The 10,814-nt window shown below is 46.8% G+C and carries 10 protein-coding genes; 6 read left to right on the top strand and 4 right to left on the bottom strand.

What is annotated here, in order from left to right:
- Window positions 1–209: 209 nt before the first annotated feature.
- Complete coding sequence (gene dnaN, locus H8K55_RS05815) at window positions 210–1,316, bottom strand: DNA polymerase III subunit beta (protein ID WP_186891296.1); 1,107 nt, start codon at window positions 1,314–1,316, stop codon at window positions 210–212.
- A gap of 373 nt (window positions 1,317–1,689) precedes the next feature.
- Window positions 1,690–3,099, bottom strand: coding sequence for a chromosomal replication initiator protein DnaA (gene dnaA, locus H8K55_RS05810; RefSeq protein WP_186941131.1), 1,410 nt, complete (start codon window positions 3,097–3,099; stop codon window positions 1,690–1,692).
- A gap of 686 nt (window positions 3,100–3,785) precedes the next feature.
- Between dnaA and rpmH the strand changes: the two genes are divergently transcribed.
- From rpmH to mnmE, 5 genes are all read left to right on the top strand, one after another.
- Window positions 3,786–3,920, top strand: a complete 135-nt coding sequence (gene rpmH, locus H8K55_RS05805) for a 50S ribosomal protein L34 (protein ID WP_061535510.1) — start codon at window positions 3,786–3,788, stop codon at window positions 3,918–3,920.
- A 188-nt stretch (window positions 3,921–4,108) separates the two neighbouring features.
- The gene (rnpA, locus tag H8K55_RS05800; RefSeq protein ID WP_268977990.1) at window positions 4,109–4,555 is read left to right on the top strand and encodes a ribonuclease P protein component; all 447 of its coding nucleotides are present in this window, start codon (window positions 4,109–4,111) and stop codon (window positions 4,553–4,555) included.
- Window positions 4,552–4,893, top strand: a complete 342-nt coding sequence (gene yidD / locus H8K55_RS05795) for a membrane protein insertion efficiency factor YidD (RefSeq protein ID WP_186941130.1) — start codon at window positions 4,552–4,554, stop codon at window positions 4,891–4,893. The genes rnpA and yidD overlap by 4 nt, the downstream gene beginning before the upstream one ends.
- Window positions 4,894–4,923: 30 nt before the next feature.
- Window positions 4,924–6,681, top strand: coding sequence for a membrane protein insertase YidC (gene yidC, locus H8K55_RS05790; RefSeq protein WP_186941129.1), 1,758 nt, complete (start codon window positions 4,924–4,926; stop codon window positions 6,679–6,681).
- A gap of 165 nt (window positions 6,682–6,846) precedes the next feature.
- The gene (gene mnmE, locus H8K55_RS05785; protein ID WP_186941128.1) at window positions 6,847–8,259 is read left to right on the top strand and encodes a tRNA uridine-5-carboxymethylaminomethyl(34) synthesis GTPase MnmE; all 1,413 of its coding nucleotides are present in this window, start codon (window positions 6,847–6,849) and stop codon (window positions 8,257–8,259) included.
- Between the two features lie 46 nt (window positions 8,260–8,305).
- On the opposite strand, the gene H8K55_RS05780 is transcribed toward mnmE, so the two are convergent.
- Window positions 8,306–8,650 (bottom strand): antibiotic biosynthesis monooxygenase family protein, encoded by a 345-nt coding sequence (locus H8K55_RS05780; protein WP_186941127.1) that lies wholly within the window; start codon window positions 8,648–8,650, stop codon window positions 8,306–8,308.
- Window positions 8,647–9,873 carry a cytochrome P450 gene (locus tag H8K55_RS05775; protein WP_186941126.1) on the bottom strand — a complete coding sequence of 409 codons (1,227 nt, stop codon included), beginning with the start codon at window positions 9,871–9,873 and terminating at the stop codon, window positions 8,647–8,649. The genes H8K55_RS05780 and H8K55_RS05775 overlap by 4 nt, the downstream gene beginning before the upstream one ends.
- 74 nt (window positions 9,874–9,947) lie before the next feature.
- On the opposite strand from H8K55_RS05775, the gene H8K55_RS05770 reads away from it, so the two are divergent.
- A complete protein-coding gene (locus H8K55_RS05770; protein WP_186941125.1) occupies window positions 9,948–10,646 on the top strand; it encodes an ArsR/SmtB family transcription factor in 699 nt (232 codons plus the stop codon).
- Window positions 10,647–10,814 lie beyond the last annotated feature (168 nt).

Raw genomic sequence — 10,814 nt, 5'->3', positions numbered from 1 at the left:
GACGAGCGGCGCGGGTTGCACCCGCCCTACATTTGTTTTTTATACTCCCTCTCCCGCAAGCGGGAGAGGGTTGGGGTGAGGGTGGTTAAGCACTCGGATAGCTTGAATCTGCGATGAAATACATATCTAAGTATTTCAGAAATTCATGTCTCGCTGAGCGCCCCTCATCCCCGACCCTTCTCCCGCCCGCGGGAGAAGGGGGCAAGACATCAAATCCGCATCGGCATCACAACGTATTTGAAATCACCATTCTCAGGAATCGTGATCAAAGCCGATGAATTGGAATCACCTAACGCAACATTGATTTGATCGACTTTGAGGTTGTTCAATACATCTAACAAATACGTGACGTTAAAGCCGATATCGACGCTGTCTCCGCCGTAATCGATTTCGATTTCTTCAACCGCTTCTTCTTGGTCCGCATTGGTGGACAAGACGCGCATCAAACCTGGTTCAATCACACAACGTACACCTTTGAATTTGTCCGATGTCATAATCGCGACGCGTTGCAAAGAGCGCAGAAGTTTTTCACGGCTTAAGGTGAAATTGTTTTTGTAACCTTTAGGGATCACGCGATTGAAGTCAGGAAATTTGCCTTCGACCAATTTAGAAATTAATTCGATATCCGCAAACGTCAATTTAACTTGGTTGTTCGCGATGTCGAGTTGGACTGGTTCGTCTTTGTCTTCCAACAGGCGTTGCAATTCCAAAATCGTTTTGCGTGGAATGATGACTTCTTGACGCGCGAATTCTTGTTCGACTTCGACTTGTGCATACGCCAAACGGTGACCATCCGTTGCGACGGCAATCACGTTTTTACCATCAACGACTAATAATAAGCCGTTCAGGTAATAACGAATATCTTGCTGCGCCATGGAGAAATGCACCATGTTGAACAAATGTTTCAAGGCTTTTTGCGGCAGGCTGACGCTGGCATTGAAATGTTCTGCTTGTGCGACTGTAGGGAATTCTTCCGCAGCCAAAGTCTGCAAAGAAAAACGCGATTTGCCGGATTGCACCGTCATCTTTTTATTGTCGAGCTTTAAGGTGACGTCATTGTCATCTGGCAGTGCGCGTAAGATATCGAGCAACTTACGTGCTGCAACCGTGGTTGCCGTCACTTCGCCACCCGAGCCGATTTCTGCGTGCGTGGTGATTTGCACTTCGATATCTGTGGATAAGAACGATACTTTTTCGCCGTCTTTGCGGATGAGGATATTGGCCAGAATCGGCAATGTGTGCCGACGCTCGACAATACCACTCACAATTTGCAGGGGCCGTAATAGGGTATCCCTGTGAGTTTTTACCAATTGCATTTTATATCCTCACTTATTCAATGTTAAAGGATGCATCATCGATACGAATAATTCGTATCGCATGTTCGCAACTAATTACTACGCTTACATTGTGGGAGGACTTGCGAAAAACTGCCCAATCTTTCGTGGCCAATTTTACGTAAATCCTACGCCGGTCTTTACTGCTGATTGCTATCTACTACATTCAAATTCTTTTACTGCAGGCTACGCAAAAATTTCCGTATCCTTTTTACTGTCATTCCTGCGAAGGCAGGGATCCAGTGTCTTTCGTTCATTAGCCGCATCTCAGTCGTTTAACGTCACTGGATTCCCGCCTTCGCGGGAATGACACAAAAATATTTCTCTACGTACTCTGCGGCAAATGTTCTTCAAACTACCCCTTCAGCGTCTGCTCCAAAACGTGAATCTCATGATTACATTCCGGGCTCTTGGCGCGATCCGCTGCGATCTTGCGTACCGCATGCAATACTGTTGTGTGGTCACGGCCACCAAATAACTCGCCAATTTCCGGCAAACTTTTTTGCGTCAATTCTTTCGCCAAATACATCGCAATCTGACGTGGTCTGGCGATGTTTGCCGGGCGACGTTTGGAATACATGTCGGCGACTTTGATATTGAAAAAGTCAGCGACGGTCTTCTGAATATTTTCTACCGAGATCTGACGATTCTGTACCGACAGCAAATCTTTCAATGCTTCCTTCACCACATCAATCGTGATGTCTTTGCCGTGGAAGCGTGAGTACGCCAAGATCTTGCGCAAAGCACCTTCGAGTTCACGCACATTGGAGCGCAAATGCTTGGCAACGAAAAAGGCCACATCGTCCGAAAAACTCACACCCTCGGTATAGGCTTTTTTCAATAAAATCGCGACGCGCATTTCGAGTTCAGGCGGCTCAATCGCCACCGTTAAACCCGAATCAAAGCGCGAGATCAATCTATCATCCATGCCCGTAATTTCTTTCGGGTAGGTATCGCTGGTGATAATGATTTGCTTTTTCGCGGCGATCAAAGCTTCAAACGCATAGAAGAATTCTTCTTGCGTACGACTTTTGCCGCCGAAGAATTGAATATCATCGATTAGCAATAAATCGAGCGAATGGTAGTAACGTTTAAACTCGTCAAAACCTTTGCGTTGATACGCTGTAACCACGTCGCGCACGTATTGCTCGGCGTGGATGTAGCGGATTTTTGCATTCGGTTTGTCGTGCAAAATCTGATTGCCAATCGCGTGGATCAAATGCGTTTTGCCGAGACCAACGCCACCATATAAAAACAGCGGGTTGTATGAAACCCCGGGATTATTCGCGACCTGAATCGCTGCCGCGCGTGCCAATTGATTGGCTTTACCAGTAACGAAACTATCAAAGGTCAGATCGAAGTTGATCCGCGCATTGTCACGACGTGGTGCGGATTCTGCTGGCGGCGCTTCGTTGGGAATGCCATTCGCTTGGCCGATCTGTGAAGTACGTTGGCTGTGATCGGCACCATTACCCTGACCTGCATTCGTAGGTGCAGTCGTAGTGGAAATAGGTTTTTTGCCTGCGCGCGGGTCGATGATGAATTCTACATGCACCGTGTCATCCCAAAATTGCGCAGCAAATTCGGCGATGCGGCTGGCGAATTGGGCTTTGACCCAATCCAATTTAAAGCGATTAGGCGCGCCTATACGTAGCAGACCTTCTTCGAAGTCCACCATCGTTAAAGGCTTAATCCAAGCACTAAATTGCTGAGGCGTGAGTTCCTGTTCGAGTTGTGAAGAGCAGGCTTGCCAGAAATTTTCCATGAATCGCTTTACTGTTTTACTTAATGCTTAAGTTTTTGTTCTTGTCAAAATCGATACTTGAGATTTTTGATTCAGTTATCGATTCTACTTTTAATTTAAAGCTACCTCAGTGACCGCTACTTATTTCTTCTGCATCAGCCGAAGCTGACTAATTCTCAGCTAATTATAACGGAGCAAATTGAATCACTAAATGCAAACTGTGCATTCATTTAGCAGATATCCAAGGATATCCCATGATGCTTGCGTAGGAAATAAATAGTGTATTTTTGATTACGTGAGGCAATACTTCAGACCCTGCTATTCTACCCTCCGCAGCCAGAGTTATCCACAGGCACGGTGAAATTTCTTTTCATTAACAGTTCTGAAAATCGAAGAAAACCGGTCAAATGGATTGACAGCGGCTTCCAAAATGGTGTCTAATTACGGGTTCCCTACCCTGTTTTGTTAGATGTGCGCTTTTATTGCACTGACGCTATCTGGAAATTTTTGATAGTTTGTTAATTGCTAGAGTGAAGTCACATGATGAAACTAAGCATGAGCAGCGGTTTTGGGGCAGTAATGGTGTGAATAGCGTGTTGCTATTGTTTATATTGTGCTCTTCCATAACAGGGCATCATCAAAGCAACGGCGCAATGCACTATTACCCGTAATTCCGATTTATTTTTTGCTCAAATAGTGAGATCAACATGAAACGTACTTATCAACCTTCCGTAGTTCGTCGTAAGCGCACTCACGGTTTCCGCGCTCGTATGGCAACACGTGGTGGCCGCGCAGTTTTGAATGCACGTCGTGCTAAAGGCCGTAAGCGCCTAGCAGCTTAATCGGCATCCAATAAATCCAATTCTAGGGCGCATCGCTTCGTTGCTTGTCCTCGCAATACTTTAGTATTGCTGTGGGAAGCGCCTCTCGCTGCATCCCTATAATTGAATTTCTTGAATACCGAGCGCCTTGGTCTGGTACATCGTCATTTTAGTTTGTTCAATAGGCTGAAATTTTTATTGTGACTAATTTGACTACAACTCCTGACCTAGCTCAAAACCAGTTGTCCGGCGGCGATTTTGCGCGGGAGCGACGAATACTTAAAACGGATGAGTTTTCATCCGTTTTTCGTTTGCGTCCTGTGCAAAGAACGGCGCATTTTGTATTATATGCGCGCTCGAATGAATTGCCGCATGCCCGTCTTGGCGTGGTCGCTGCAAAACGTTTTGCACCGCGCGCTGCTACGCGCAATATGATTAAGCGTGTTACACGCGAGATTTTTCGACAGTCTGAACTGATGAAGGTGGATTGCATTGTGCGCTTATCTAAGCCAGTCAATAGCAAAGCCGGTCCTGCCACTAACGCGCAATTAAAGCGTGCTTTGCGGGACGAAGTCTTACGTCTGTTCGTTTCGCAACGGGCTGCTAAGTCCGTGATTTCCTCGCAGTCTGCTTCTCTTCCAGAGTCCTCCTCATGAAACCCTTGCTACTGCTGATCTTGCGTGGATACAAGCTGGCGATTAGTCCTATGTTAGGACAAAATTGCCGTTTTTATCCCAGCTGCTCAGAGTATGCAATGGAAGCAATTCGTGAATATGGTGCGGCCAAGGGCTCGTTGATGGCTGGCAAGCGTCTTTGCAAATGCCATCCCTGGCATCCGGGCGGTATCGATTTGGTTCCTCCTAAGTCTGGCGAAAAAATGGCGAGTGATGAGGATGAAAAATCAGCTAATGCCCCCACATCAGACTGCACGCAATTAGGTGCTCAATTGAGCACACAGATTCGCAGCCAACAAGTTAACTTTTCCGATCTTTAACATATATCATCACCTACACAAGTGGATAAAATGGATATAAAGCGCACCGTCCTTTGGGTTATTTTCTCGATGTCTCTGTTACTCCTGTGGGATAACTGGATGCGTCATAACGGAAAACAATCGATGTTTTTCCCATCAACGACAGCTCAGCAGGCAAGCAAAAATGCCAGTGCTTCGGCTACAACTGCAGCAACTTTGCCAGCCGCTACCACAGCAAATGCGGCAAGTTCAGTGGCATCTGCAGGTGCTGATGCCGCAGTTGCGCCAGTGATCAAGAGTGAAATCATTACGATCACGACTGATTTGTTGAAAGTGGATATCGACACGATAGGCGGCGAGATCAAACGCTTAGAGTTGTTAAAATACGCCGACAGTCATGATGCAAAGAAAAACGTCGTGCTATTTGATAGTCATGGCGATATGACTCGTACGGAGGAAACCGGTTTCTTCGGTTTATTCAAAGGCACTAAAGAAGTTCCGGTACCAGCCCGTACTTATGCTGCACAGACTGGTTTGTTGGGTGGTAATTACCCGAATCACAAATCCGGTTTTGTCGCTTTGCCAGGTCCACGTTCTTTGGATGGCGCGAATGAATTGAATCTGGTGTTGGAATCAGAACAAGCTGGCGTAAAGTTGACTAAGACTTTGACCTTCAAAAAGGGTAGCTATGTGATCGATGTAAAACACACGGTCGCGAATAGCTCTGCAGCAGCAATTACACCATCTTTGTATTTGCAATTGATTCACGATGGCACTAAACCAACTTCTGGCGGCATGTTCTCTGGTCAGACTGAATTCTATGCGCCAGCGGTGTACACGGAAGCAAAACACTTCCAAAAACTGAGTTTTGAAGACATAGAAAAACGTCAGGGCAAAGCCGACGCGAAGCCAGATCACGAAATCAAAGCGGATAACGGTTGGGTTTCTATGATTCAGCATTTCTTTGTGTCCGCTTTTATTCCTGAAGACAAAGTGCAACGTGAAATCCGTACCGAACGTGTACGTGACAATATTTATTCAATTAGCTCTGTCATTCCTTTGGGCAGTGTAGCGCCGGGCGCAAGCATCACTTCGAATGCACGTTTATATTCTGGTCCACAAGAATCCGCCATCTTGGAAAAAGTCGCACCCGGTATGGAATTAGTAAAAGATTATTGGTACTTCGCCATGATCGCCAAACCTATGTTCTGGATCATGGAATTGATTCATAAAGTTTTGGGCAACTGGGGTTGGACGATCGTCGTATTTACGATTGCGATCAAATTAGCTTTGTTCCCATTGTCTGCAGCAGGTTATCGCAGTATGGCGAAGATGAAAGTCGTTACGCCAAAAATGACGGCCTTGAAAGAAAAATACAAAAACGAGCCGCAAAAATTGAATATGGCGATGATGGAGCTGTACAAAACCGAGAAGATCAATCCACTCGGTGGTTGCTTGCCTATCTTGATCCAAATGCCGATTTTCTTGTCTCTGTACTGGGTTTTGCAGGCTTCCGTTGAAATGCGTGGCGCGCCGTGGATGGGTTGGATTATGGATTTGTCTAAGCCTGATCCGTATTTGGTTTTGCCGATTCTGTACGCTATTTCTATGTATGTGACGACTAAATTGAGCCCAGCACCAGCCGATCCGGTGCAGGCGAAGATGATGTTGTTTATGCCTTTGCTATTCTCGGTGATGTTCTTATTCTTCCCATCCGGTTTGGTCTTGTATTGGGTCGTGAATAACGTTTTATCAATCGGTCAGCAATGGGTCATCAATAATAAGATCGTCCCGCCTGAGCACCGATAAGATTTCATGTAATTTGAAGACAAAAAAGCCCATACGTCATGGGCTTTTTTGTTTTGTTCAAGCGTCTTTTTTGCTGCAGATCATGTCGTGTTTACGATACATCTGTCAGTATCAAACTCTACAGATTTTTCACAGATTTCCCTATAGCAAGGTTAGAATTTCCCCATGACTCATACTTACGACAGCACCCCCATTGTTGCTATTGCTACCGCGCCGGGTCGCGGCGGCATAGGCGTGGTGCGTATTTCCGGCAAAGACCTGAGCGCCATCACACAAAACTTGTTTGGCAGCACAGTGCTGAAACCACGTCACGCTACTTATCTCGACTTTACACAAGCCGATGGCACGGTGATTGATCAAGGTTTGGCAATCGCTTTTAAAGCACCGCATTCTTATACTGGTGAAGAGGTGTTGGAACTACAAGGTCACGGTGGCCCTGTCGTCATGCAAATGCTATTAGCACGTTGTTTAGAGGCAGGCAAAGAACAAGGTTTGCGCTTAGCCGAGCCGGGTGAATTTACGCAACGCGCCTTCATGAACGACAAGCTCGATCTGGCGCAAGCAGAGGCAGTTGCGGATTTGATTGAAGCTTCGACGGAAGCCGCCGCGAAATCCGCATCGCAATCGATGTCAGGTGCGTTTTCTAAAGTGATTCACGCGCTAGTCGAAAAGGTTGTGCATTTGCGTATGCTGGTGGAAGCGACTTTAGATTTTCCTGAAGAAGAAATCGATTTTTTAGAAAAATCCGACGCACGTGGTCAACTCAGCGAGATACAAAAATCCTTGCGCGCCGTCTTTGAACAAGCCGCGCAAGGTGCTTTATTAAGAGAAGGTTTGAATGTGGTCTTGGCAGGCCAGCCGAATGTCGGTAAGTCCTCCTTGCTCAATGCTTTGGCTGGCGACGATATCGCGATCGTGACACCGATCGCTGGGACCACGCGTGACAAGGTGACAGAGACCATCCATATTGAAGGAATACCTCTCAATATTATTGATACCGCCGGTATCCGTCACGATCACGATGAACCTGAGTTTGGCGAAGTCGTCGATAAGATTGATGCGGTTGAACGCATAGGTATTGAGCGCACCTGGAATGAAGTGCAAAAAGCCGATGTGATTTTGCATTTGCTGGATGCCAGTCGTGGCCCTACCCGTGCCGATGAAGAAATCGCGGCACGCTTCCCGAGCGAAATTCCGGTCATTTGTGTCTGGACTAAGATCGATATCTCAGGACACCATGCGAGTGTTGATACGGTCGGTGATTTGACGCAAGTGTATTTGTCCGCACAAGAACATCTGGGTATGGATCTCTTGCGTCAAGAGTTGTTACGCATCGCGGGTTGGCAGCAAACTGGCGAGTCTTTGTATTTGGCGCGTGAACGTCATTTGATCGCACTTAAACATGCGCATGAACATTTGGAACAAGCCGCTGCCTACGCTGCACAAAACGATCAGTCACTCGATCTGTTTGCGGAAGAATTGCGTTTAACGCAGGATCGCTTAAACAGCATCACCGGAGAATTCACTTCCGATGATTTGCTAGGCGTGATCTTCTCGCGTTTTTGCATAGGCAAATAATTTCACCACTACATTTTTGTTACGCCCTGGTATTGTGAACTTCGTCTTAGCCATGACGTTGTTGACTATCCAGCGGCGCTTCTTGTCGCTCACGTAAACCATAATCTCGCACGACCGCAGCAATGCGAATCCGGTAATTACTGAAAATTGTTTGACGCCCCTGACTCTGCGCTGCGCGATGTTCCTCGGTGTTGCGCCATTGTGCTATGGCTGCTTCATCGCGCCAGAACGAAAGTGACAAGAGTTTGCTGGGATCACTTAGGCTTTGAAATCTTTCGATAGAAATGAAGCCATCCATTTCGTTCAATTGCGTCTTTAATTCCGTGGCAATATCCAGATAAGTTTGCTGATGCGCAGCGTGTGGTTGTACTTCAAAAATTACGGCGATCATGACATGTCCTTTTCGTGGGTATAAAAAACTGGCAAGCGTCCATTGGCCGAAGGTCTATACGTCCAGTATAAATGCGCGAAAGGAAAAACATCAGCTTGATGGTTTGAGCTAGGCGCTAAAGATTTTAGAATATGATGTAAGCCTGCGCTGGCAATGCGAACGGCCAGACCCTGTCCAGGGCAAGTATGTCGACCATGACTAAAGCTTATCATGCGCCTGTCACGTCGATTGATGAGCAATTCGTCTGGCGCATAATTTGCTGCCGGATCGCGATTCGCTGCGGCCAATAACAGTAAAATACAATCCCCCGTCCGTAGAGCAACGCCATGCATGTCCAACTCATTTTTCACAAAGCGCCGCGTGTTTTGTACTGGCGAATCCAGACGTGCGACTTCGCTTATTAGCTGCGGCAGTTTCGTCGGCTCCTGTTTCACTTCGGTATAGAGCACAGGATCATGATGTAAAGCGATCAGTGTATTGCCGATTAGGCCAGCGCTGGCTTCATAACTTTGTGTGAGCAGGCCGATTAAATTGGCGCATAGGGCTGAGCTGGAATCCCAGCCGATTACTTTTGCCTCTGCTTGTAGTTGATAAAGAAAACTATCGGGATCGCTGTCCGCGTTAGAAAGCAGGTTTTGAAATGCCGCCATCAAGGAAACGGCTGACTTACTGGCTGCGCCTAATTGAGTTGGCGTACTGATAGGTGAAAAGCATTGCACGAATTCATCGATCCAGAGACAGATTTTGTCGAGTTCAGAATTTGAAAAACCGTAAAGCTTGGCGATGACGGAAACGGCGAGACGCCTTATCCAGGCATTCAGTTCATCAGCTTTGTTAACATCGTAACGGCCTGATAAATCTTCTATTACTTCGGCGATTTTCGAGTCGAGTAGAAGCAGGTCGAGTTGACGCAGGTCGAGTTGATTCAGGCTAGTTTGTAGAACCTGTTTTCCCAGACGATGTTGCTCGCCTTCATTCATACGTATCAGCAATGAAAACAATTCGCCAGCACTGCTGCCAGCGATATGCGGTGGTACTTGTGCAGTGAGTGGACGTACGACAAATTGTGATGACGCTAAGACTTCTTGTACGACATTGAATTGCGCAACGATCCAGCACTGTGCGTCTTCGTCAAAACGTATTTTGTCTTGGGATACATGCCATTGATACGCCGGATAAGGATCTGGATGTGAAGGCAATGTTAAAACAGGAATAGATGACATAGTGTCTGTTTTGAATGAAGTAAGAGATCAGTATAAGTCTTGTTTGCCCTCGTTAATTCGCTTACCATCAAACTATGTCTGCAGATGATATCAATATTCAATTAGCCAAAATCGCAGCCGCGATTGCTGAGCCTACACGCGCGACGATGTTGTGTGCCTTGATGGATGGTCGTGCGCGTACCAGTACTGAACTCGCGATGTTGGCGGAGGTTAGCCCGTCGACTGCGAGCGTGCATTTGAGTAAATTGCGCGATCAAAGTCTGGTGCAAGTGCTGGCCCAAGGCAAGCATCGCTACTATCAATTGGCGGGCGCACAAGTCGCAGCTGCTTTGGAATCCTTGATGGCGATTGCAGGAAAAGTCGCACCTAAATTTTCACCATCGACACCTGAGCGTTTGCGTCAGGCGCGCACTTGCTACGATCATATGGCGGGTGAATATGCAGTGGCGATACACGATTACCTATTGCACAAATCCTATCTGCTAGCGCAACAAGATACGACTGCTTATGAACTGAGTGCGGACGGTGAACAATTGTTTGTTGCGATGGGTATCAAGGTCGAAGCACTAAGAAAAGGGCGGCGACGTTTTGCCTGTGCCTGTTTAGATTGGAGCGAGCGCCGTCCGCATATAGGCGGTGCAGTTGGTGCTGCTTTACTCACACATTTTGTACAGCATGCCTGGGTGGAAATGGACTTGGATAGTCGGGCTTTGCAATTGACATCAAAAGGACGGCGTCAGTTTGCAAAATATTTTGAAGTGACTGTGCTGTAAGCTGTTTTGAAATTTTTCGCCCTTCTTCTGTGATGCTATCGACCTGTGCTACGGAGGCCAGAAAAGTCTGGCCTCGCAGTCTCACAGTTACGCAGCAACACGTCCTAGCAATCTCATTTCTTACTTACTAAGACCTCGCAGAGCAGTAAGCATTTTCAATTTCGCATT

Source organism: Affinundibacterium flavidum (assembly GCF_014284175.1).
In the GTDB taxonomy this organism is placed as follows: domain Bacteria; phylum Pseudomonadota; class Gammaproteobacteria; order Burkholderiales; family Burkholderiaceae_D; genus Undibacterium; species Undibacterium flavidum.
This window is presented reverse-complemented; position numbering and strand designations above follow the sequence as displayed.

Coding starts and splice junctions, on each gene's coding strand:
- dnaN (WP_186891296.1), bottom strand. CDS start 1,316: ATGCAATTGGTAAAAACTCACAGGGATACCCTATTACGGCCCCTGCAA.
- dnaA (WP_186941131.1), bottom strand. CDS start 3,099: ATGGAAAATTTCTGGCAAGCCTGCTCTTCACAACTCGAACAGGAACTC.
- rpmH (WP_061535510.1), top strand. CDS start 3,786: ATGAAACGTACTTATCAACCTTCCGTAGTTCGTCGTAAGCGCACTCAC.
- yidD (WP_186941130.1), top strand. CDS start 4,552: ATGAAACCCTTGCTACTGCTGATCTTGCGTGGATACAAGCTGGCGATT.
- yidC (WP_186941129.1), top strand. CDS start 4,924: ATGGATATAAAGCGCACCGTCCTTTGGGTTATTTTCTCGATGTCTCTG.
- mnmE (WP_186941128.1), top strand. CDS start 6,847: ATGACTCATACTTACGACAGCACCCCCATTGTTGCTATTGCTACCGCG.
- H8K55_RS05780 (WP_186941127.1), bottom strand. CDS start 8,650: ATGATCGCCGTAATTTTTGAAGTACAACCACACGCTGCGCATCAGCAA.
- H8K55_RS05775 (WP_186941126.1), bottom strand. CDS start 9,873: ATGTCATCTATTCCTGTTTTAACATTGCCTTCACATCCAGATCCTTAT.
- H8K55_RS05770 (WP_186941125.1), top strand. CDS start 9,948: ATGTCTGCAGATGATATCAATATTCAATTAGCCAAAATCGCAGCCGCG.